Annotated in this window: 22 protein-coding genes; 5 read left to right on the top strand and 17 right to left on the bottom strand. The window is 49.3% G+C overall.

Annotated elements, in window-relative coordinates:
- Positions 1 to 2 precede the first annotated feature (2 nt).
- The 8 genes from rpsC to rpsJ are packed head-to-tail and all read right to left on the bottom strand — an operon-like array spanning position 3 to position 4,126.
- A complete protein-coding gene (gene rpsC / locus WF803_RS05010) occupies positions 3 to 653 on the bottom strand; it encodes a 30S ribosomal protein S3 (RefSeq protein ID WP_489610455.1) in 651 nt (216 codons plus the stop codon).
- 2 nt (positions 654 to 655) lie between these two features.
- The gene (gene rplV / locus WF803_RS05005) at positions 656 to 1,012 is read right to left on the bottom strand and encodes a 50S ribosomal protein L22 (RefSeq protein WP_489610454.1); all 357 of its coding nucleotides are present in this window, start codon (positions 1,010 to 1,012) and stop codon (positions 656 to 658) included.
- Positions 1,013 to 1,030: 18 nt separating this feature from the next.
- Positions 1,031 to 1,312: a 30S ribosomal protein S19 gene (gene rpsS / locus WF803_RS05000; protein WP_489610453.1), complete on the bottom strand. Its 282-nt coding sequence runs from the start codon at positions 1,310 to 1,312 to the stop codon at positions 1,031 to 1,033.
- A gap of 35 nt (positions 1,313 to 1,347) precedes the next feature.
- A complete protein-coding gene (gene rplB, locus WF803_RS04995; RefSeq protein ID WP_489610452.1) occupies positions 1,348 to 2,178 on the bottom strand; it encodes a 50S ribosomal protein L2 in 831 nt (276 codons plus the stop codon).
- An 18-nt stretch (positions 2,179 to 2,196) separates the two neighbouring features.
- Positions 2,197 to 2,493, bottom strand: coding sequence for a 50S ribosomal protein L23 (gene rplW, locus WF803_RS04990; RefSeq protein ID WP_489610451.1), 297 nt, complete (start codon positions 2,491 to 2,493; stop codon positions 2,197 to 2,199).
- A complete protein-coding gene (rplD, locus tag WF803_RS04985) occupies positions 2,493 to 3,116 on the bottom strand; it encodes a 50S ribosomal protein L4 (protein ID WP_489610450.1) in 624 nt (207 codons plus the stop codon). The genes rplW and rplD overlap by 1 nt, the downstream gene beginning before the upstream one ends.
- 19 nt (positions 3,117 to 3,135) lie before the next feature.
- Positions 3,136 to 3,768 carry a 50S ribosomal protein L3 gene (gene rplC, locus WF803_RS04980; RefSeq protein ID WP_489610449.1) on the bottom strand — a complete coding sequence of 211 codons (633 nt, stop codon included), beginning with the start codon at positions 3,766 to 3,768 and terminating at the stop codon, positions 3,136 to 3,138.
- Positions 3,769 to 3,817: 49 nt separating this feature from the next.
- Positions 3,818 to 4,126: a 30S ribosomal protein S10 gene (gene rpsJ / locus WF803_RS04975; RefSeq protein ID WP_489610448.1), complete on the bottom strand. Its 309-nt coding sequence runs from the start codon at positions 4,124 to 4,126 to the stop codon at positions 3,818 to 3,820.
- 594 nt (positions 4,127 to 4,720) lie between these two features.
- Between rpsJ and WF803_RS04970 the strand changes: the two genes are divergently transcribed.
- Positions 4,721 to 5,143: an SseB family protein gene (locus tag WF803_RS04970; protein WP_489610447.1), complete on the top strand. Its 423-nt coding sequence runs from the start codon at positions 4,721 to 4,723 to the stop codon at positions 5,141 to 5,143.
- A gap of 39 nt (positions 5,144 to 5,182) precedes the next feature.
- Here WF803_RS04970 and WF803_RS04965 read toward each other — a convergent pair whose 3' ends face one another.
- The gene (locus WF803_RS04965) at positions 5,183 to 6,724 is read right to left on the bottom strand and encodes a LysM peptidoglycan-binding domain-containing protein (protein ID WP_489610446.1); all 1,542 of its coding nucleotides are present in this window, start codon (positions 6,722 to 6,724) and stop codon (positions 5,183 to 5,185) included.
- Positions 6,725 to 6,977: 253 nt separating this feature from the next.
- Between WF803_RS04965 and trhA the strand changes: the two genes are divergently transcribed.
- Positions 6,978 to 7,625 carry a PAQR family membrane homeostasis protein TrhA gene (trhA, locus tag WF803_RS04960; protein ID WP_489610445.1) on the top strand — a complete coding sequence of 216 codons (648 nt, stop codon included), beginning with the start codon at positions 6,978 to 6,980 and terminating at the stop codon, positions 7,623 to 7,625.
- A 101-nt stretch (positions 7,626 to 7,726) separates the two neighbouring features.
- Here trhA and tuf read toward each other — a convergent pair whose 3' ends face one another.
- From tuf to WF803_RS04920, 8 genes are all read right to left on the bottom strand, one after another.
- On the bottom strand, positions 7,727 to 8,914 hold the full coding sequence (tuf, locus tag WF803_RS04955) for an elongation factor Tu (protein WP_489610444.1): 1,188 nt from the start codon (positions 8,912 to 8,914) through the stop codon (positions 7,727 to 7,729).
- Positions 8,915 to 9,351: 437 nt separating this feature from the next.
- Positions 9,352 to 11,436, bottom strand: a complete 2,085-nt coding sequence (gene fusA, locus WF803_RS04950) for an elongation factor G (RefSeq protein WP_489610443.1) — start codon at positions 11,434 to 11,436, stop codon at positions 9,352 to 9,354.
- Between the two features lie 55 nt (positions 11,437 to 11,491).
- A complete protein-coding gene (gene rpsG / locus WF803_RS04945) occupies positions 11,492 to 11,962 on the bottom strand; it encodes a 30S ribosomal protein S7 (RefSeq protein WP_489610442.1) in 471 nt (156 codons plus the stop codon).
- Positions 11,963 to 11,989: 27 nt separating this feature from the next.
- On the bottom strand, positions 11,990 to 12,403 hold the full coding sequence (rpsL, locus tag WF803_RS04940; protein ID WP_489610441.1) for a 30S ribosomal protein S12: 414 nt from the start codon (positions 12,401 to 12,403) through the stop codon (positions 11,990 to 11,992).
- 329 nt (positions 12,404 to 12,732) lie between these two features.
- Entirely contained in the window at positions 12,733 to 13,617 is an 885-nt protein-coding gene (locus tag WF803_RS04935) for an Abi family protein (protein WP_489610440.1), read from the bottom strand.
- A 521-nt stretch (positions 13,618 to 14,138) separates the two neighbouring features.
- Positions 14,139 to 16,730 carry a metallophosphoesterase gene (locus WF803_RS04930; RefSeq protein ID WP_489610439.1) on the bottom strand — a complete coding sequence of 864 codons (2,592 nt, stop codon included), beginning with the start codon at positions 16,728 to 16,730 and terminating at the stop codon, positions 14,139 to 14,141.
- Positions 16,731 to 16,941: 211 nt separating this feature from the next.
- Complete coding sequence (locus WF803_RS04925; protein ID WP_489610438.1) at positions 16,942 to 19,131, bottom strand: metallophosphoesterase; 2,190 nt, start codon at positions 19,129 to 19,131, stop codon at positions 16,942 to 16,944.
- Positions 19,132 to 19,659: 528 nt separating this feature from the next.
- Positions 19,660 to 20,256, bottom strand: a complete 597-nt coding sequence (locus WF803_RS04920) for a hypothetical protein (RefSeq protein ID WP_489610437.1) — start codon at positions 20,254 to 20,256, stop codon at positions 19,660 to 19,662.
- A 960-nt stretch (positions 20,257 to 21,216) separates the two neighbouring features.
- Here WF803_RS04920 and WF803_RS04915 point away from each other — a divergent pair.
- From WF803_RS04915 to WF803_RS04905, 3 genes are all read left to right on the top strand, one after another.
- Positions 21,217 to 21,384 (top strand): hypothetical protein, encoded by a 168-nt coding sequence (locus WF803_RS04915; RefSeq protein WP_489610436.1) that lies wholly within the window; start codon positions 21,217 to 21,219, stop codon positions 21,382 to 21,384.
- A gap of 63 nt (positions 21,385 to 21,447) precedes the next feature.
- Positions 21,448 to 21,981, top strand: coding sequence for a hypothetical protein (locus WF803_RS04910; RefSeq protein WP_489610435.1), 534 nt, complete (start codon positions 21,448 to 21,450; stop codon positions 21,979 to 21,981).
- Between the two features lie 202 nt (positions 21,982 to 22,183).
- Complete coding sequence (locus tag WF803_RS04905; RefSeq protein ID WP_489610434.1) at positions 22,184 to 23,119, top strand: nucleoside hydrolase; 936 nt, start codon at positions 22,184 to 22,186, stop codon at positions 23,117 to 23,119.
- Positions 23,120 to 23,121 lie beyond the last annotated feature (2 nt).

The raw sequence follows: 23,121 nt of genomic DNA, 5'->3' as shown, positions 1-23,121 counted from the left end.
GCTTATTCCTCCTCTTCGTGGTCGAGCGTAGGAAGGATTTCACCGCGACAGATCCAGACTTTGACACCGATCTTCCCATAGGTGGTATCGGCTTCGACATTGGCAAAGTCGATATCGGCGCGCAAGGTGTGGAGTGGAACGGTTCCTTCACCACTCGTTTCGGAGCGTGCCATATCTGCACCATTCAAACGGCCAGCGACGGTGACTTTAACCCCTTCGGCTCCCGCTTTCATGCAGCGTTGCACGGCTTGTTTTTGGGCGCGTCTGAAAGCAACCCGATTTTCTAATTGTTGGGCAATGCTGTCGGCAACGAGTTTGGCATCAAGGTCTGGTTTTTTAACTTCGATGACGTTGATGTGCACCCGCTTGTTGGTTAATTGGTTCAATTGCTTGCGCAAGGCGTCAACTTCCGAGCCGCCTTTCCCAATGACCATGCCGGGTTTGCCCGTATGAATGTTGATGTTAATTTTGTTCGCCGCCCGTTCAATTTCAACACGAGAAACAGCGGCTTCGGCTAAGGCCTTATCGATATATTCGCGGACCTTTAAGTCTTCATGCAAGACATCAGCATAGTCCTTTTCAGCATACCAACGTGCGTCCCAGTCTTTGATGACCCCGATACGCATGCCGGTTGGATTAATTTTTTGACCCAAAGTTACTCCTCCTCTGCTTCTTTGACGACGATAGTGATATGACTGGTACGCTTGTGAATCCGACTAGCGGCTCCCTTGGCGCGCGGACGGAAACGTTTCATCGTTGGTCCTTCATTGCAATAGGCTTCGTTAACGTAGAGGCGGGTGATATCGAGGTCGAAGTTGTTTTCCGCATTGGCAACAGCGGATTTTAAGACCTTCTCGATCACTTCGCTAGCAGCGCGAGGCGTGTTTTTCAAGATTGCGATCGCTTCGCCAACGGTTTTATTGCGAATGAGATCAAGGACTAAGCGGACCTTACGTGCTGGCATGCGAACAGTCCGTGCTGTCGCATGTGCCGTGTTTGTGTTTTCTGCCATTACTTATCCCCTCCTCAATTAGCGAACGGCTGTAACTTTATCAGCTTTGGCATGGCCCCGGAAGGTTCGTGTAGGGACGAACTCTCCGAGCTTGTGGCCGACCATATCTTCTTGAATGTACACCGGAACATGCTTGCGTCCATCGTGAACTGCAATGGTGAGTCCGATGAAATTAGGGAAGATGGTCGAGCGACGTGACCATGTTTTAATGACGGATTTTTTCTTTGCGTCTTGTTGTGCTTCCACTTTCTTCATTAAATGGTCGTCACAAAAAGGCCCTTTTTTAATACTACGGCTCATGTTTGGCTCCTTTCGTTTTTCCGATTTAATGGAGATTATTTCGTCCGTGGACGAACAATCAATTTGTTACTGCGGGCTTTGCCACGACGGGTCTTCACGCCGCGAGCAGGTTTACCCCAAGGGGTCATTTGAACCTTACGCCCGATTGGTGCGCGACCTTCCCCACCACCGTGAGGGTGATCGACAGGGTTCATGGCAGAACCACGAACGGTTGGGCGTTTGTTTAGCCAGCGTGAACGTCCGGCCTTACCGACAGTAATGAGTTCGTGTTGCTCATTTCCGACGGCACCGACCGTTGCACGGCAAGAGCCAAGAATCATGCGCACTTCGCCACTGGAGAGTTTCACGAGGGCGTATTTGCCTTCTTTCCCCAAGACTTGGGCGCTGGTCCCGGCTGAACGAGCCACTTGCCCGCCTTTGCCAGGTTTGAGTTCAATGTTGTGAACCACGGTACCGACGGGGATATTGGCCAAGGGTAGGGCATTCCCGAGTTTGATGTCGGCGTGTTCTCCTGATTCGATTTTGTCGCCTACTTTGAGGCCTTTGGGCGCGATGATGTAGGCTTTGGATCCATCAGTGTAGTTGATCAGCGCAATGTTTGCGGAACGGTTAGGATCGTATTCGATGCCTTTAACGGTTCCGGTGACGCCATCTTTGATCCGTTTGAAATCGATCATGCGGTAGGCTTGCTTGTGCCCACCCCCATGATGACGTACGGTGATCCGACCTTGGTGGTTACGGCCCGCACGGCGTTTTTGTTTCGCAAGGAGCGATTTTTCAGGAGTTTTTTTGGTGATTTCATTATAGTCGTAACCACTCATGTTACGGCGACCATTTGTCGTTGCTTTATAGGTTTTAATCGCCATGTCAATTTCCTCCTATTCTTATTCTTCGGCTTCGTCATCCCCGAAGACGTCAATGGAGTAGTCTTCTTTGAGGGTGACGATCGCTTTGCGGATGCTACGACGGTAGCCCGCATAACGTCCCATGCGCTTTAATTTTCCGCGCACGTTTAAAATGTTAACTTTCTTGACTTTGACGTCAAAGATTTCTTCAACAGCGTGTTTCACGGCAGTCTTGTTGGCTTTGGCGTCTACTTCAAAGGTATATTTGTTGTCGTCCATGGCTTCCATGGAAGCTTCTGTGATGATTGGACGTTTAATAATATCGTGGGCAGTCATTAGGCCAAAACCTCCTCTACATGTTTCAAGGCGTCTTGGGTCATGATAACCAAATCGTTGTGGATGAGGTCATAAACGTTGACGTTCGCTTCGGTCACCACGGTTACTTCTTTCAAGTTCCGGGCAGCCCGCATGGCGTTGTCGTTGCCGTCTTCCAAAACAACCAAGACTTTTTTGGGTGCTTCAAAGGCCTCTAAGAAAGCTTTGAAGTCTTTGGTTTTTGCGTTGTCAAAGGCCAAGCTGTCAACGACGCGTAAAGCTTCTTCGCTCGCTTTTTGGCTGAGCGCACTGCGAAGGGCTAAGCGACGCATTTTGCGTGGCAATTTATAGGCATAAGAACGTGGTGTTGGGCCAAAGACGCGACCGCCACCAACCCATTGAGGGGAGCGGATAGAGCCTTGACGAGCCCGGCCTGTTCCTTTTTGCCGCCATGGTTTGCGGCCACCACCACTCACTTCAGAGCGGTTTTTCACTTTATGAGTGCCTTGGCGACGGCTTGCATTTTGCATCAATACGACATCTGTCATCAAGTCTTCGTGTGGTTCGATCGCGAACACAGCGTCTTTGACTTCGATATCGCCTGCTTTTTGACCGTCTTGTTTAAATAGATCTAATTGTGCCATGATAATCCCCCTTCCTCAATTATTGGGCGCTCTTCGCGCTACGAATTTCCAGATAAGATTTCTTCGCGCCAGGAACATTGCCCTTAATGAGTAAGCAATGGTCGTCGGCGAGAACTTTGACAATTTCAAGGTTTTTGATGGTGATACGTTCGCCACCCATGCGGCCGGCTAATTTTTTACCTTTTAAAACGCGGCCTGGGTCAGAGGCACCGGCCATGGCACCGGGTTTGCGGTGGAAATGAGAACCGTGAGACATGCGTCCCCGTGCTTGCCCGTGGCGTTTGATGGGGCCTTGGTAACCTTTACCCTTTGAGGTGCCAGTGACATCAACAATGTCCCCCGCTTCAAAGAGTTCGGCGGTCACTTCTTGACCTACCTCGTATTCTCCCAGCGAGACATCACGCATTTCGCGAATGAAGCGCTTAGGAGCAGTTTCTGCTTTCTTTACATGACCTTGTTCAGGTTTGTTAGCAAGGCTGTCACGTTTGTCAAAAGCGCCTAACTGAACAGCTTCGTAGCCGTCTGATTCAACAGTTTTCACTTGCAGAACCACGTTAGGATCAACTTTAACCACGGTGACAGGAACAAGTTCGCCAGCTTCGGTGAAAACTTGCGTCATGCCAACTTTTTCCCCTAAGATTCCTTTAGTCATGATACACCTCCGTAAATAAATTTATTTGCCTAAATGGCGGTTTAACGAATTAAAGTTTGATTTCGATGTTGACGCCGGACGGTAAGTCCAATTTCATCAAGGCATCGACGGTTTTTGGCGTTGGGTTAACAATGTCAACCAAGCGCTTGTGGGTGCGCATTTCGAATTGCTCACGGGAATCCTTGTGTTTGTGGGGTGAGCGGATAACGGTGAAGACGGAACGATCGGTCGGTAGTGGGATAGGACCCGCTACATCTGCTCCGGTCCGTTTAGCCGTTTCAACAATCTTCTGTGCGGATTGATCGAGCGCACGGTGTTCGTAAGCCTTAAGGCGAATACGAATTTTTTGTTTTGCCATCTTTATTTCCTCCTCGTCATGATTAAAACTGACTCGCTCCGCGTAAATGACCGGCACGCCCTAATGGCAAAGCGTCCGGGTGTGTCGCAACCTTACGCATCATCGCTAAGCCCCCTTTTTCAATTAGGGGGTGGTCCCCCAGATATAAGGGGTCACCTTGCCTATTATACAGAAGTGCCCTCCCACTTGCAAGGTGTTTTCTGGAAAAAGTGCGATTTTATCGGGATTTAACCCTATCAGGCGGGGCTTTCCTCGACGTCGATTGGGAGAGTGCCCCAGCGCGTGGGGTATACCGATGGTTAACTCAGTAAGCGACTGTCTTTTAGGGAGCTGGTTCGCTAGCGGTATACGGATCGTTAACGCACGCCCCTTCTGAGGCTATCCCATGATGGCGAAAAAGTGAGCCCTTGTCAAGCTTTTTTTGGCTGCTATTGATTATTTTGGTGGCAAACGAGTTTCTACTATATATATAGGACACTTGGCTTCTATAATATAAGCAGGGAGCCATCATTAGCTTGCCAACTTAAGAGCGTTTTCTTTCCCTGGGGGCTGTGCTATAATAAGTTTAAGAAATCAAAGGTAAAGGAGTTCAGCATGAACGTTAAGGAATTGGAGCGGCGGCTTGACGCCTATAAAAAAGACCCGAGCGACGAAAACACGCGGGCGGTGATTATGGCCTTGCAGCTGGCGGAATTTATTTGCCCCTATGTGGTGGATACCAATAAGGAGCCGGCGCAAGAAGAATTGCTCAACGTGGAGGCACCAGATGGGCTGCGCTATTTAGCTATTTTTACGTCAGTGGATGAGATGAAGAAAATGACCGGCAAGCACAAGCCCAAAATTAAGGTGTTCAATTATGCCGAATTGGAGCGGGCCTTGGTGAGTCCTTATAACCACGCCCTCTACGGCTTTATTGTGAACGTGAATAGCCATCACGTGAAAGTACCCGTCCAATTTATCAAGCAGCTCATTAAAGCCAGAGCTGCCTACCTTAAAAAAGAAGACCCAAAGAAGTAAAAAAACCGCTCAGCGCGAGCGGTTTTTTGTTTGATGATGCTATTGGGCGAGTTGACTGTTGGTATGCACGGGCACCCGTCCGTAGAGAATGATTTTCTTCACGACAAGTTTTTGCCCGGGGTGCAACATGGTTTTTTCGGTGACGCCGGGATTTAAGGCTAAGATATCTTTCACGGTGAGGCCGTGGCGCTGGGCGATTGCCCACAAGCCGTCACCGGGCCGCACGGTGTCGTGTTCGACGCGAATGGTGTTATCGTTTGAACTTGGCTGTTGCGGTTGGCTAGGCTTGGGTTTTGCGGTAGCCGTCCCCTTGACCACTAATTTTTGACCGACTCGAAGAATGGTGTTCGTCTTCACGCCGGGATTCAATTTCAGCAGTTCCTCTAGGGTCAAACCGTTCCGATGCGCCACTTGCCACAGTCCTTCACCCTTCCGCACGGTGTCCGTTTGGGCTTGGGGTTTTTCGGGTTTTGGCTCACTGGTTTCAGGCTTTCCCGGGGTGGTTTGGCCCGCCTCAACGACCAATTCCTGGCCAATGCGTAGGATGGAATGAATGGAGACACCGGGGGTTAAAGCCAGCAATTCTTTTAAGCTTAAACCATTCCGGTGGGCGACCTGCCAGAGGCCTTCGCCTTTTTGGACTTTATCAGTTTTAGTGTTCGTGGGTTTCGGTTTTTCTGTTTCAACAGGCTTTTCCGGTTTTTCCCCTTGGCCACTGCCCACTTGGACGACCACTTCTTGGCCGATTTGGAGCAGGGAGCCGACTTTTAAGCTCGGATTCAGGGCGAGCAGTTCTTTTAGGGTCAGGCCGTTTCGATTTGCGACCTGCCAGAGGCCTTCACCTTTTCGGACTTTGTCGGTTTTTTTCACGCCCTCCGGCTTTTCTAAAGTTGGTTTTTCCTCCGGCGCAGGTTTAACACTCGTGCCTTTGACGACTAATTTCTGCCCGACTTTAAGCCCGTCGCCAACTTTAACGTTGGGGTTTAAAGCCAGCAATTCTTTTAAGCTTAAACCATTCCGGTGGGCGACCTGCCAGAGACCTTCACCACGGCGGACCGTAGCGGTCGTTTCGTTCGCCGTGTTTTCCCCTTGGTGCTCGGCGATAATTTCTGTCGTCGTTTTTTTGGAAGCGGTCACGTTCACACGCTGCCCGACTTTGAGGTGCATTTGTGGGGAAAGCGTGGGGTTAAAGTCCATGATTTCCTCGAGGGTCAAACCATTTCGGTGGGCCACTTGCCAGAGGCCTTCCCCCGGCCGCACGGTATCGGTTTTAGGGGCTGGACGGCTCGGTGTGGGTGTTTCTGTGGGCTCCGTGGTTTCTTGCTCGCCCACTTCTTGTTGGACGATGAGGGTTTGTCCCGGATGCAGCATGTAATGGCTACCCAATTGGTTCCACGTCTTCAACTGCGTTAGGCTGACCCCATGGCGCTGGGCAATGGCCCATAAACTGTCGCCAGGGCGGACCACATCCGTCACTTCCGCGGCTTCTACGGTGGTCCCCAAGACCAAAGCGGCGCTGGCTGCCAAGACAGCTGCCGATGCGCTCCAGGCCAGCCTTTGTTTCTTGCGATATTCTGCCATGATGATTCCTCCTTAACGGTCCAACCGTTATTGACGCCCCTGTATTTTGTGGGGCTCCCTTTCATTTTTGTGCTCTTATTGTAACATGTTTGTAACAATTCCTCCACGACCAACCGGGGATTTAAGCTTTTCTTAGGGAAAAGACGACCTTGCTTAAAGAACTTTCTTTCAAAGTTTGCTAAAATATAGCCAAGCCTGCTGGTTTAAAGCCAGCTCATGCTTTGACTGACTCCTTTTAGAAAGGTGATAACGCATGAATAATCCGCTCGAAAAAACGAAAGCCAATATCTGGATTGAAAGTTTGAATGCCAGTACTCACGGCCTGGGGGTCTTATTTAGTCTCATCGCCCTGCCCTTTTTATTTTGGCGGGCCGGTATGGCGGGCGGCTGGCCGGCCATCCTCCTCATAACCGTGTATGGCTTCGGTTTTGTTGCCATGTTTCTCGCCTCTACCCTCTACCACGCCTTCAGCTTCAGCCGCTACCGCCGCTTGATGCGCCACTTCGACCATTCCGCCATCTTTTTAATGATTGCGGGCTCCTATTCGCCCTTCTGCTTTTGGCTGTTACCCAGTCGCCGCGCGACCCTTTTAGGCCTTGCCCTCTGGCTAGCGACGCTTGCGGGTATTGTGGTCAAAAACCTCAGCATGACCGTGCCGGCCTGGCTCCAAGCCGGAGTCTACCTCCTCTTTGGCTGGGTGGGCTTGCTATTGATCCCTGAAATGCTAAGGGCCCTCCCCCCGATCAGTTGGAAATTTCTCCTCGCCGGTGCCCTTGCCTATTCCTTAGGCAGCATTTTCTACGCCCTCAAACGCTGGCCCATCTTACATATCATCTGGCACCTCTTTGTTTTAGCTGGGGCGATCTTCATGTTCTTCGCTATTTACTTGAGTATTGGATAAGACGATATGGTCATTGAGCGCTACTTCAAGGAGTGGCGCTTTTTTAGCATTAAAAAACCAGCTAGCCGAAACTAGCTGGTTAATTTTTTGCTTAAGGGTGATTAGCCCAAGATTTTTGATACAACGCCAGCGCCAACCGTGTGGCCACCTTCACGAATAGAGAAGTTGGTTCCTTCTTCGATAGCGATTGGGTTGATCAATTCAACGGTCATGGTGACGTTGTCGCCAGGCATAACCATTGGGGTGTCTTCACCGAGGTGAACAACACCAGTGATGTCCGTGGTCCGGAAGTAGAATTGTGGACGGTAGTTGTCCATGAATGGCGTGTGACGGCCACCTTCGTCTTTGGTTAGGACGTAAACTTCCGCTTCGAACTTGGTGTGGGGAGTAATGGTTCCTGGTTGAGCCAAGACTTGCCCACGTTCGATGTTTTCGCGAGTCACACCACGGAGAAGGGCACCCACGTTGTCCCCTGCTTCAGCGTAGTCCAAAGTCTTACGGAACATTTCAAGACCGGTAATGGTGGTCTTCATAATGTCTGGGTTGATACCAACGATTTCAACTTCGGCACCAACTTCAACTTTACCACGTTCAACACGGCCGGTAGCAACCGTACCACGACCGGTAATGGTGAAGACGTCTTCGACAGGCATCATGAATGGCTTGTCGGTATCGCGGTCTGGAGCTGGGATGTATTCGTCGATAGCATCCATCAATTCCATGATGTGTTCTTCTTCTTTTTCGTCGCCTTGGAGGGCAAGAAGGGCAGAACCAGCGATCACAGGGATGTCATCTCCAGGGAAGTCGTATTCGGAAAGCAAGTCGCGAACTTCAAGTTCTACTAATTCTAGCAATTCTTCGTCGTCGACTTGGTCGGTTTTGTTAAGGAAGACAACAATGTAAGGAACACCAACTTGGCGAGCCAAGAGGATGTGTTCACGGGTTTGAGCCATAGGGCCGTCAGTAGCGGCAACCACAAGAATGGCACCGTCCATTTGAGCTGCACCGGTGATCATGTTTTTAACATAGTCGGCGTGCCCTGGGCAGTCCACGTGAGCGTAGTGGCGGTTAGCCGTTTCGTACTCAATGTGAGAGGTGTTGATGGTAATCCCACGTTCTTGTTCTTCAGGTGCGTTGTCAATGGCAGCGTAGTCTTTAGCTTCACCAAAGCCTTTTTTAGCTAATACTGTAGCGATGGCTGCCGATAGAGTTGTTTTACCGTGGTCAACGTGACCGATCGTACCAATGTTAATATGTGGTTTGCTACGATCAAAATGTTCTTTTGCCATATTCATTTTCCTCCTCAGATAAATCCTATTTTTAATTTTAAAGATAGTCTTGCCATCATTATAGGCGATGCCGGCAGGGAAAGTCAAGGCTTACACCCGCCTGCTCCGCGCTATGTTTAAAGGTCAATTCAAAGCCACCTTAGTCCGCAGAGGGGACTGGTTGCCAGTGGCCTTCCCTGCTTATCGAGCTTCGCTTCCTTTAGTCCAGTTCGAGCGGGCGGTCAGAACATCCACTTCCCTAAAGGGAGAACCTGGTCACAGACCAGAACCTCCCTTTAGCTCCAGTGCTTCCGACCGCTTTTCCGCTCTCGCTTCCTTTAGTCCAGCTCCCGCCTGTGGGAGGCTTGCGTTACGTCAAAGCGACGAACCTGCCCTAAGGCAGAACCTTCGCTTTGGCCGTCAACTCAGCGCTCCCTCTGTGCGGCGTTCGCTTCCTTTTACTTACTGCCGTATTTTTCGATGATTTCTTCACCGACGGATTTTGGTACGGGTTCGTAGTGGTCGAAGGTCATGGTGAAGGTTCCGCGGCCTTGGGTGCTGGAACGCAAAGTGGTGGCGTAACCGAACATTTCGGATAGTGGCACCATGGATTTGATCATGATGGCATTCCCGCGTGGTTCTTGGCCTTCGATGCGTCCGCGACGGGCACTGACGTGGCCCATGACATCGCCAAGGTATTCTTCGGGCACCAAGACGTCGACTTTCATCATTGGCTCTAAGATCACTGGGGCAGCGGTCTTGGCAGCTTCACGCAAAGCGAGGGAAGCGGCCACTTTAAAGGCTGTTTCACTGGAGTCGACATCGTGGTAGGAACCGTCGTAGAGTTTGGCGGTGATATCCACGAGTGGGAAGCCAGCGAGCACCCCGTTGTCTAGGGCGTCACGCAAACCAGCTTCAACGGCTGGGATAAATTCACGTGGTACGACCCCACCAACGATGGCGTCTTCGAATTCGAAGCCAGAGCCTTCTTCGCCCGGGGTGAATTCAATCCAAACATCCCCGTATTGCCCTTTACCACCGGACTGACGGATAAATTTACCTTGAGCCTTGGTGGGTTCGGTGAAGGTTTCACGATACGAGACTTGAGGGGCACCGACTGTCGCTTCCACGTTGAATTCGCGTTTCAAACGGTCCACGATAACGTCCAAGTGCAATTCCCCCATCCCGGCGATAATGGTTTGGCCGGTTTCATGGTCGGTAGAAGCCCGGAATGTTGGGTCTTCTTCGGCCAATTTGCCCAAAGCGATGGACATTTTGTCTTGGTCGGCTTTGGTGTTCGGTTCGATCGCTACTTCAATCACAGGTTCTGGGAATTCCATAGATTCCAAGATCAGCTTGTGGTCTTCGGCACAGAGGGTGTCACCGGTCGTGGTATTTTTCAAACCAACGGCAGCGGCGATGTCCCCAGCGAAGACTTCGTCGACTTCGGAGCGGGAGTTGGCGTGCATCAAGAGGATACGGCCAATCCGTTCACGGGAGTCTTTTGAAGCGTTTTGGATGTAGGAACCAGCTTCCAATTTACCGGAGTAAACGCGGAAGAAGGTTAAACGTCCAACATAAGGGTCGGTCATGACCTTGAAGGCTAAGGCAGAGAAAGGTAAGTTTTCATCAGCCCGTACTTCGAAGGTTTCATCCGGATTGTCAACCGATTGGGCTTCAATCGGAGGCACATCCAATGGAGAAGGCAAGTAGTCAATGATCGCGTCAAGGACCATTTGCACACCCTTGTTCTTGAAAGCTGACCCACACATGACTGGGAAGAAGTCCAAGGCCAAGGTCCCTTTCCGGATGGCTTGACGTAAGGTGTCTTCACTGATTTCTTCCCCGTCGAGGTAAGCAATCATCAAGTCTTCGTCCAAGTCGGCGAGGGCCTCGATTAAGTCCGTCCGCCATTCTTCAGCTTGTTCTTGGTATTCTTCAGGAATATCGGTTTCTTCGATTTGGGTTCCCATGTCGTCTTTGTAGATTTCAGCGCGCATGGTAACCAGGTCGATGATCCCCGTAAACTGGTCTTCGGCTCCGATCGGTAATTGAATCGGATGAGCGTTGGCACCGAGACGTTCGCGGATAGTCCCTACCGTGTAGAGGAAGTCCGCCCCAATCTTGTCCATTTTGTTGGCAAAAACGACACGAGGAACATGGTAGGTGTCGGCTTGGCGCCAAACCGTTTCTGTTTGTGGTTCGACACCAGATTGGGCGTCAAGAACGGTTACCGCACCATCAAGGACCCGCAAGGAACGTTCCACTTCCACCGTGAAGTCCACGTGCCCTGGAGTGTCGATGATGTTGACGCGGTGGTCACGCCAGTGCGCGGTTGTGGCCGCGGAAGTGATCGTGATCCCACGTTCTTGTTCTTGTTCCATCCAGTCCATTTGGGAAGCCCCTTCGTGGGTCTCACCAATTTTGTGAATCCGACCGGTGTAATAAAGAATACGCTCGGTCGTGGTTGTTTTACCGGCATCAATGTGCGCCATGATCCCGATATTTCTAGTTCGTTCGAGAGGATAATCTCTTTTCGCCATGTCTTAACTCTCCTTTTCTTGGCTTGTCCTAAATAGTAAGCTAACGTGAAGTGGCTTACCAGCGGAAATGAGCAAAGGCCTTGTTGGCTTCTGCCATTTGGTGGGCCATCTCACGACGACGAACAGCGGCGCCTGTATTATTGGCGGCGTCCATCACTTCACGGGCGAGGCGGACAATCATTTCGCCTTCCCCGCGTTCGCGTGCAGCAGCCACCAACCAACGTAAGGCTAAGGTTTGGCGACGTTCTGGACGAACTTCAACAGGAACTTGATAGTTGGCCCCACCTACACGGCGAGATTTGGTTTCTAGTACAGGCGCGACGTTTTCAACAGCCTCTTCAAAAACTTCCATGGGGCTGCGGCCTGTTTCTTCTTGAATCATTTCAAATGCTTTATATAAAATTGTAGCAGCCTTACCGCGTTTCCCATCAATCATGATTTGGTTGATGAAACGAGTCACGACTTTTGAATGGTAAATCGGATCCGGTAAGACATCACGTTTTGCAACATGTCCTTTACGTGGCATGCTAAGCCTCCTTCCTTATCTAGCGAATTATTTCTTTGGCTTCTTCGTCCCGTATTTGGAACGGGATTGCTTCCGGTCGTCGACCCCAGCGGTATCCAAAGCCCCACGCACAATGTGGTAGCGAACCCCTGGCAAGTCTTTCACCCGGCCACCACGAATCAAGACCACACTGTGTTCTTGTAGGTTGTGGCCGATGCCTGGAATATAGGCCGTCACTTCGATAAGGTTAGAGAGGCGAACACGCGCATACTTCCGTAAGGCAGAGTTCGGTTTCTTTGGTGTCATGGTACCAACACGTGTACAAACCCCACGTTTTTGAGGAGAGTTTGAGTGCGTTGGTCTGTTTTTCATAGAGTTCCAACCGCGACCTAAAGCGGGAGATTTGGATTTCTCCTTCGTTGATTTGCGCGGTTTACGAAGTAATTGGTTAATTGTAGGCATGTACTGCTGCTCCTCCTTTCCCCTTAAGGGAATTAATTTGTTAAGGCCACACATCCTGGTGTGTCCCAAAGATTGGCAAAAAAGAAATCATCGACCGTCATCGATGACGTCTCTTCCACACTTGCACTTTCGTATCAGTCAGCACGACTGTTTCGATACAGGAATCTGCATACAAAAAGCACCGATATTAGATTAGCACGCCCAAGACCCTTTGTCAACTGTTCTTGGCGGCTTTTACGAGAATCACACACGGAAGTTTTCTGGGCACCTCTTCAACCATATGTTTCGTTTTTTACTCGCTTTTTTAAGGCTTTAAAAAAATTCCTTCCTTATATATAGCCCTCAGGCAAAAGCAAGTCCCAGCCTTCTTTGGGAAAGCCCAATTGTTTCAGGTCAACGACAGGATGAGCGCTAATGAGGGCCACAAGGCGGTCGTAAAAGACCTGGTAAAGGTCTGGGGGCGTGACCTGGCGCAAGTTGAGGAGGCTGGCCATGAGGGTATTATTTTTCACGCCGGCTTGCCGGAAGCGGGCATAGAGTCGGGTGGGTTTCTCGAGGTAGCGGCCATACAAGCGCCCGTAGTGGGCACAAATATTCCGCAAATGGGAGAAATTGTCCAGCCAGGACTCCAAATAGGCCACCTCTACGTTAAAGCTTTCCGCCACCTGCCTTTTGTCTCCGCTCGCTAGCTGCTTAAATAACTGCACTAAAGTGCCAAAACTCGCCACTTCCACCAAAGCATAAAAAGGCACCTGCCCGCCTTGGTAGTGCTGTTTAAAGTGTTCCACAATCTTAGCCCGTTGACTCCGCTTGGCCTGGGCTTTTAATTCCTTCACTGCTTGGGCGAAATGCGCCTGTTTTTGCCCGCGGCCGGCATTTTCTGGGTGCAAGTGGCCAAAATTCCCGTAGCGCAGGGAGAAATGCTGGGTGATCGCCGCCCGCAAGGCCAATTCCAGCGGCTCCAGCAGGGTCAAAATCAGCCGGCGCAGGGCCTGGTCGAACTGATACAAGTCGACGATATCTTCTAAGCTCGCTCCCGCTATAAACTTGCCCTCCCACTTCAAGGTGCGCCCATAGCCCTTAATGAGGCGGTAGTAGCTCACCCGTTTTAAAATGCGCCTGGCCGCATGCTCATCAAGAACCGTCAAGCCGAGCGCCTTAAGATGCTGAATTTGCTCGGCAATCGTGAGTGGCGGCTGGTGGTTTTTTCTCATCTTGACCTCCTTAAAAAATGACCCGACTTCCTCCTTAAAAGAGGCATGCCGGGTGCGGTTAACTTGATTATACCATGTCCTCCAGGGGTTCGCGAGGCTGAAGTCCCTGGGGGAGGGCTTCATCTTCCTCTCCTCCTTTCCTTAGCGAGTCCTCTATATAAGGCAAGAGCGAGCGATATTAAGGCGTGCTGTCTCCATGAGGTCGCGCCAGTGTCGTCAGGAGGATATGGGCTCTTTTCCCCGATTCTTCAAGGCTAAGCTAAGCCAAGCCCACCCCAAAGCAAAGAAAAAGCCTCCACCTAGTTGGGAGGCTTTTTCTCTAGGAGACAAGGAACTGCCTGTGAATAAAGGGTTGGGGTAAAGGAGTGTCAAGGCAGTCCTAGTGTTTTAGGCATGGGATGGGGGCTCTATTGGGTGAGTAGCAAGCGAGTCCCCCACCGCACGTAGGAATGTCAGTGGAGTGAGTGGTGACAAGGTAAACTTGGCGCACCACCCGGTACCAGCTGATTTTTTGCTTTAAATTACTTATCTTCTTTCTTTGTGGCAGCGATGACGCCTAAGCCCCCCACGCTGGTGAGGACGCCCAAGGCCAGGAGGCTAGCGGCGGCACCCGTTTGTGGCAAGGTTTTGGCTTCATTTTTAGGGAAGTATTTCTTGGCTGCCGGTTTTTCAGCAGGCTTTTCTACCGCTTCGACGGTGCTGCCCACTTGTGGCCGCCATTGAGAAGGTGGCAATAGCACCTCGCCGAGGGAAGGTTTTTCCCCTTCTTCCGGTTTCTCGCCTTCTTCGGGCTTCTCGCCTTCTTCAGGTTTTTCCCCTTCTTCAGGTTTTTCCCCTTCTTCAGGTTTTTCCCCTTCTTCGGGTTTTTCGCCTTCTTCGGGTTTTTCGCCTTCTTCGGGTTTTTCCCCTTCTTCGGGCTTCTCGCCTTCTTCAGGCTTCTCACCTTCTTCGGGTTTTTCCCCTTCTTCGGGTTTCTCGCCTTCTTCGGGTTTTTCGCCTTCCGGTTTCTCGCCTTCCGGTTTTTCGCCTTCCGGTTTCTCGCCTTCCGGTTTTTCTGTGTCTGGTTTTTCCGTCTCCGGTTTTTCTTCTTCAACCACCGTATTGCGGTTAGCAATCGTGAAGCCCATCAAACGTTTGGTTTCCCGCTCTTCACCCTTAGCTAAGTCGCCGCTCGTTTGGTAGAGGTTGACTTTGATGCCTTCCTTCGTCACATTCAGAATATAGAAGTTTTGAATGCTGGCATCGCGGTAGTTGGAGTGGGATTTTTCAAACTTATCGGAGTGGTTGGGTTGATCCATCTTCAAGAACAAATCGCGGTATTCATCCAATTGCGCTTGCGTCAACGGATATTTGCCGTCAGGTGCCAGTTTCTTTTCAATCTTCCACAGTTTTTCCAAGCTCCAATTGTAAATATCGGCGTAAGCCTTAGCCCCGATCGTGTTCGGGTTCAAGTAGAAGCTGCCGTCACTCTTAATGATCGGTTCGCCGTCTGCGTCTTCCCCGACAATGTCATAGTCAGCGACTTTCGCATTGACGAAGGAGTCCTCGTCATATTGGAGGGGCTTGGTGATGGCTAGGGTGTGGTCGTGGCCGGATAAGACGACGTCCACCTTATATTTATCGGTGAGCTTGGCTAAGCGATCGCGGGCTGCCCGCACATCCGCGTCTTGCAAGGCGTGGTAGGAAGCGGAATAGAGCGGCTTATGGTAGGCCAGCATGATGTAGTTCACGCCCCGCTTCCTGGCAGCGGCCAAGTCTTTTTCCAGCCAAGCAAACTGTTCTTCGCCAATGGCAGCGAGGGTGGGCGTGTCATCAGTTGAAGCTTGGTCAGAGTCATTGGTGTTCAACACCACCATGTGGACACCTTGGTAGTCATAGGAGTAGTAGGAACCGCCATCGACAGCGTTGTTGGTGATGGGGGCGTTGGTATGGTCGATAAATTCATAGTCATGAGTGAGGGAGCCTTCGAAATAAACGTTGGTGTTTTCGTCGTGGTTCCCAGCCACAAAGGTGAAGGGGTTATTGAGCATGGTGTCTTGGCTGAGGTTGAAGATGGACTTATACTCATCCTCATTTTGCTCCCAGCCGGTTTCAATCAAGTCCCCGGTGTGCAAGGTGAAGGCGGCACCCCCAAATTTTTCCTTGGCCACTTTTTGGGCTTCAGCGAGGGTGTTGGCCCCAAAGGCTGCTTCATCGCGAACATTTTCATTCCACCAGGCGTTTTGGGAGTCCGTCACATGAATGAAGGAGAAAGGAGCTTCGCCTTCCTTTGCCGTGGTGAAGGAACCAATCTTACTGAGTTTGCCCGCTTCTTGGGACCCCACGCGGAAGAAGTATTTCGTGCCCGGTTTCAAGTCTTTGACGGTGACGTGATTCGTCGTTTCGATGAGGCGTTGGTAGGCGACGCCGCCCGGTTGCTTGCCGTCGGTCCAGGCTTTGTTGTCGGAGGAAATGCCTTCGTCCGTATAGAAGTAGACTTGGCCGGTTTCCTCATCTTCGAAGCCGAAGATTAAATGGCCGTCCTTGGTTTTCTCGTGGAAGTAGGAAGCCACGTCATAGGAATGGGCTTGGTGGAAGATAGCGTCCTTCATATCTTCCCTTTCCGATACCCACACCCCAGCATCTGCCAACTGCTCTTTCGTGAAGTAGCTGAAGTTCATGCTGTGGGCAGGATCCTGGGTCATAGCCATTGCGATGCGGTCGGGCTTGTTGGAGAGTTTAACGGGAGCTACTTCAGGTTTTTGCGTCGATGCGGTGACTTTTTCGTCGCCAATTTCGATCGTTTTTTCCTTGGCCGCGTCCGTATCTTCCCCTTCTTCCGTCTCTTCGTCCTCAGCAGCTCGTTCTGCGGTGGCGTCCGCTTCCTCTAAATCGGCGGTTTCCGCTTCGGCTTCCAGAGCGGCCACCGTGGTTTCTTCTGCTTCTTGGCCTTCGCCTTCCGTTGCTTCCCCGTTCAACTCACTGACGAGTCGATCCTCGTCCACAGCAAATTCTGCGGCGTCTACATTCGTCTGGGCGAGTCCCGCAACCAGAGTTGCCACTGCCACGGAAACCACACCAATCGACAACTTGCGTAAGGCGTAACGTTGGCCTTTCTTCACCAATTTTTCCATTTTGACCTCCCAAAAGTTATTGTTTTTTGACACCTTCAGTGTATCAAGTCATTATCAAGGACATGTAAAAAAGTCAGCCAATTGTAAATTCCCCATGTGAAGCGAGTTAACTTGCTGTAAAATTGCCTTTTTTGTGCCTTTAGCCTGATCTTTTCCTAAAATTTTACTGGCAAAAGAAAAAAGGCCACGGGGTGTGGCCGAATTTAATGCTTTAGTCTTCCTTTTTCTGCCTAGCTGCTAGGCCTAATAAACTTAAACCCGTCAAGCCAACCACAAGGCCGAGACCGAAAGTTGAGTAGGCACCCGTTTGAGGGAGTGTTTGGTCTTGAGGGCGGCTGGGCGCTAGCATGGGACTGGCAGCGGCTCCTACCGGCGGAGTATGAGCTTCTGCATCTGGTAGGCTTGGCTTGGGCTTTTGAGCTGGCTCTTCCTCCGTGGAAAGAAAATCTGCCGCCGTCGCCTGGCGATTAGCGATCGTAAAGCCCATTAAACGGGTCATTTCCCGCTTTTCCCCCTTGGCCAGATCCCCGGCCACTTGGTAGAGGTGCACCTTAATCCCGGCGGGGGTCACATTCACCAAATAGAAATTTTGAATTGAGGCATCCCGGTAGTTCGAATGATCTTTTTGGTATTTTTTTGAGCTATTGGGCTGCTCCATTTTGAAGAAAAGCTTGCGGTACTCGTCCAATTGCGCCTGGGTGAGCGGGTATTTGCCCTGGGGTGACAATTGCTCTTCAACCTGCCAAATTTTCTTCAAGCCCCAGTTGTAAATATCAGCGTAGGCTTTCGTTCCAATCGTATTGGGATTTAAATAGAAGGTCCCGGGGCTTTGAATAATTGGCTCCCCATCCGCATCCTCGCCAAGAATATGAAAATCAGCGACTTTGGCATTCACAAAGGAAGCTTCGTCAAACTGGAGTGGTTTGGTGATGGCGAGACTGTGGTCGTGGCCTGAGAGCACCACATCAACTTGATACTTGTCGGTCAATTTAGCCAAGCGATCCCGCGCTGCCCGGACATCATCGTCGGATAAGGCGTGGTAGGACGCGGAATAAAGTGGCTTGTGGTAGGCCAGTATGAGGTAATTGACGCCCCGCTTGCTGGCGGCTGCTAAGTCTTTTTCCAGCCAGGCAAATTGGGCCTCTCCAATGGAAGCTAGAGTAGGATTATCATCGGTCGAGGCTTTATCCGAGTCGTTCGTGTTCAAAACCGCAATGTGCACGCCCTGGTAATCGAAGGAATAGTAGGAACCCCCGTCCACGGCTTCATTAGTGATAGGAGCGTTGGTGTGCTCAATAAATTCCCGGTCGTCCGTGACCGAACCGCCATAAGCGGGATCAGTGTTTTCATCATGATTACCGGCGATAAAGGTAAAGGGTTGGTCCAGCATGGTGCCTTGACTCAGGTTAAAAATAGACTTGTACTCGTCCTCATTATTTTCCTTGCTGGTTTGAATGAAGTCTCCAGTGTGTAAAATAAAGGCCGACTCGCCGTACAGGGCCTCGGCAGCTGCTTTAGCGTGGGCGAGTGTATCGGCCCCAAAAGCCGCCTCGTTGCGCACATTTTCATTCCACCAAGCATTTTGGGAGTCCGTGACATGAATAAACGTAAAAGGCTTAGCGCCAGTTGCTGCGGTTTTAAATTGGCCAATCGGGCTCAATTTTCCTAAAGCCTTGGAGCCTAATTGGTAGAAATAACGCGTGCCGGGCTTTAAATTTCGCGCCGTCACTTGGTTGGCTGTTTCCCAAATAATTTCATAAGCCACGGTGGCGGGCTTACCTTTACTATCCGTCCACGCTTGGTTGTCCGAACGAATACCAGCGTCCGTATAATAGTAGTTTTTCCCTGTTTCTTTATCCTCACGCTTGAAAATCAGGTAGCCGTCCTTGGTTTTTTCATGGAAATAAGAGGAGACGGGAAAGGAATGAGCAGGAAAGAATTGAGCATCCGTTAAATTCTCATTTTCACTCACCCAAACACCCGCATCGTCTAAGGCATCCTTCGTGAAGTAATTCCAGTTCATGCTGTGGGCGGGATCTTCCGTCATGGCCATCGCAATCCGATCAGGTTTATTGGACAGTTGAACCGGCGCTACTTCCGGTTTTTTGGTGGAAGCGACGACTTTGTCAGGGCCGATTTCATAGATTTTCTGCTCATCGACAGGCTGCTGATCCGGCATGGCCTCTGTTGTTTCCCGAGGAGTGGTCTGCTTGTTTTCTTCCACTGGGGCGGCTTCCTGATCCTCTAAGGCTTCGACCAAAATCGTCTCGTCAACTGCAAATTCAGCTGCCTGAACTTGACCTGAAATCGCTACCCCCATAACGGTGGCTACCGCCACGGACACCAGACCCCCTGTTAACTTCCGCAAGGCATAACGCTGTTTCTTCATCATTTTATTCATGGTCATCCTCCATTATGTTTTTCTTAAGCCCAGCCTAGCAAAGGCAAAACAAGAAGAGGTAAAACTTGGTAAGCAGGCGTAAAAATCCCGTTAAAGAGGCGTAAAGGTAGATTTTGGCATTAAACTTGATCGCATGCTAGTGGTTTTTTAACAGCCGACTAAAATCGAGGCTTCCATTGATCAGCAAGGTCAGATAATAGGCGAGGAGCGGTAAATAGTCTGGCAGCGACAAACTTCCCAAAACAGGAAAAACTTGCTGCCCGTGTGGCCCAAAGCGTATAGCCAGCAAGGTGAGAGCCAAGCCTAAAAGGGCAAGAGAGATTCGCCTTGGTCGGGTTAGGACGAGGCTTGCCCAAGAATTCAGTAAAAAGAGTCCTAGCCAAAACGCGATATGTGTTAATAAGTAGCCTATCATTTGGCTCCGTTCAAAGGTATCCATACGAAAAGGCAAGCGAGTGATTAGGAATAAGCCTAAGAGGGGAGAGACCACCTATACGATTGAAAAAAGTTTTCGCTGCATTTTTCCTCCTAAAATCTTACCTCAAGCTCAACAAGGGTATTTTTCTTATAATTCGTTCTCCCTCGCGCAGATGACACCGCACCATTAGCTCCTATACTAGAAGGAACATAACCCCACTTCGGAGTCATAGTGAAAAAATTGCCCGATGGACGAGCTACTCCAGTTTTTGCTAGAAAATTAATCCCGTAATTTACTTTTCTCTCCGTCACAATAAGCCCTTTGATGGACGGAACCCAATACCCTGTTATTTTATTGATCCGAACATCACCTTTCTTATTACGATTATAGTTAACTAAAAGGCGAGCTCGAATACCCCCAGAATTCTTATAACTGCCTAATTCATCAGCATAAGCTGTTTTAACAGTCAACATCTTTTCTTTTAATGGCGTTACGACCTTATTAATAAGAGATAACCCTTCTTCCTTAGGCGGCGTATCCTCTGCGGGAAGTTCAAATAAGACCTCGAGCTCTTTTTCAAAACACTCTGAACTTCTCGTTTCAATATCTGATACATTCAATATCTTTATATTTCCATTCTTGATCCCATACTCGTCTCCCATTCTAGCCACAAAGACCACGTCACCGACAGGAATCTCTTCTGCCATAGTGGCTTATGTGTCATTGTTAGAAACCGCTTTTAAATTGGTCGAACATAAAAACAAACAGCTAAGTAAAGCAAGTAACATTTGAACAAAGCGATACCATTTTTGCAACATAAGACGAGCTCCTTTTTTTTAATTAACAAGAGTATAATCTATTGTTGCCTTGTAAGCAATAGGATTTTTTATTTTCATAAATATTATTTTCTCGCCTACTTTCAAGTTTAGTTTTCCCTACAGAACGCCGTCCCGCTCATCCAGCACGGGGACGGCGTGCTGGCAAATAGAGGAAATACATTTCAGCTAGATCCTCCTATTTAGCCAGCAACTTAACCCTCCCCTTTTCGATGTTCACTGGCGTAAACCCACGTTATAAGAGGAACAACCAGGCAAAGTGTCAAAGAAGCTCTTCCCAGCGAAAATTTACCGGGTGATCGTTGGCCGAGGTAAAAAGCAAGGGCATCATGAGGAAACAAGCCCTAAGATATAAAATAAACCGACCATTTAATTTGTAATTTTTTATATCTGCTATGTCATATATAAGGGAGGGAAATAGATGTTAACGAATAAGAAACGTGGTCTGCTGCTAGGGATTGTTATTTTCCTGTATGTTTTATTGGCGCACAAATTTTGGCCTAATCTTAATGTTCTTTTCAGCTGTAGCTCCCAGTGTCGTTAAGGCTTCACAATAGGCCACTCATAGCAAACGAACCATTATTAATAAACGCTGTTTTTTAATAATTAATATGCAAGCTTCAGATGATCTACTTGAGGCAACAATGACTAAAATAATATGTAAAATTACAGACCGTAGACAAAATAGATTGAAAATAAAAAAGACCTTACGCTAGGTCCATTTTCTTCTTCATTTTTGCTAATTTCTTCATATAATATTAAATAAAAAGTGTTTTCTTTGTGAAATTTTTATATTTATGTTAACTTACAAGTAGGTAAGGAGGAAGAGAAATGTCAACAAATTGGAAACGTGGTCTGCTGCTAGGATTTTTTATTTTCCTATATGTTTCAGCTTCACAAAAGTTTTGGCCCGATCTTAATATTTTTTTAAATGCGTTGTTCGGTGCCATTGTAGGCCTGATAAGCTATAAGATTGGTGATTTTGTCTTTAAAGACTAAGTTCATAGAAAAACACTTAAATTTTTGACCCTATTTGTGTCTAAATTTAAAGGAGAGACATGTATGTTGAAGAAAGTTTTATCAGTTAGTGCCCTAGCGTTGATGTCCTTTTCAACTGTAGCTCCTAGTGTCGTTAAAGCTTCACAATATCATGCCAATATAGAACAAAACAAGGTACCCAAGCAAAATAATGAAAAACAAGAAAGATTAACCGAATATATTAGTGAATATATTGAAGAAAATATTGAAGGGGATTCTGGAACGGTAGAAATATCGGATACCAATCTAATAAAAGCATTCGATAAGGCAGGATATGATGTTCCTGATACTATACCGTTTGCTAATGGTGTGACGAAAGTTGACATTCATTCCTTAAAACAAGGTAATGCAGACTTATATCTAAGCAAAACATTTATTAATAATGCCATCTCTGGAGGTGCAGGTGCAGTAGGTGCTGCTTTGGGTAGTTTACTCCCCGGTGTAGGATGGGCAGCAGCTATTGGTGCGATTACTGGGATCATTGGAGCTCAATCTGTTGACCATGGAAAAGTATTTAGTATTAGAAACTTTAAGTATGTTGGCTCCAGAAACCAGTAGCATATAAAATAAAATAAGAGAGTTCAAGGGGAAAATGGCTCATCACAGACCATTTTCCTTTTTTTATAGACTTTTACAATCCGGTGCACAGGCCTCTAATGGCGCCTAGCGTTATTTGAACTTCGCAGCCTTCTTTTACGGCTTTAAATTTGCTAGAATAGAGGGGAAAGCGGTTATGCTGAATATTTTTAGGAGGTTAGGGATGAAACCGATTATTTTCGATACGGATCCGGGGATTGATGATGCGATTGCCCTATTGGCGGCGATGGCGGCTCCGGAGCTGGATATTTTAGCGATCACGAGTGTTTGCGGTAACGTCAATATTGACTTGACGACGCAAAATGCCCGTAATTTAGTAGGCTTTATGCATGCCGACATTCCAGTGGCACGGGGGGCGGAAAAGCCGCTCTTACGGCCTTATGAGGATGCCAGCTATGCGCACGGAGAGACGGGCATGGGCGGCTACACCTTCCAAGGGGAGCCGGCAGCTTTGAGTGAGAAAAATGCCCTCACCTTAATGAAAGATGTGATCGAAGCAGCCGAAGAGCCCGTGACGTTGGCGTGCTTGGGGCCATTGACGAATGTGGCGCTCTTCTTGCACAGCTACCCCAACTTGAAGGCAAACATTAAGGAAATCATCAGCATGGGCGGCGTCTATGGGGCTTTGGGGAATACACATTCCTTGGGCGAGTACAATTACTTTGGCGACCCGCATGCGGTGAAAATGGTCTTCCACAGCGGCGTGCCCGTGACCATGCTTGGGCTCAATGTGACCCACACCACCAAATTATTGAAAGAGGATTTAGATCGCCTCCAAGACGCGGGTGAAGTGGGACAATTGGTGCACGGTTCCCTGAGCCATTATACCGGCGGAAATTTGGCTCAGGGCTACCACATGCATGATGCCTGTGTGACCCTCTATGCCTTAAAGCCTGAACTCTTCAAAACGAAAGCCTTGGCTTTGGATGTGGTGACAGACGGGGTGGCCCAAGGTGCGGTCGTGAGTGATTTTCTGAGCGAGCATGCGCCCAACGTCAACGTGGCCCTGGCGGCGGACGTTGCGGCCTTCCGAAAAGAATTAGTCAAACGCCTCTTCGCTGCTGAAGATTGGCGGCAAAATCACGCAAAGGAGGCCTAGCC

It is taken from the genome of Aerococcus sp. BD502 (assembly GCF_057919555.1).
This window is presented reverse-complemented; position numbering and strand designations above follow the sequence as displayed.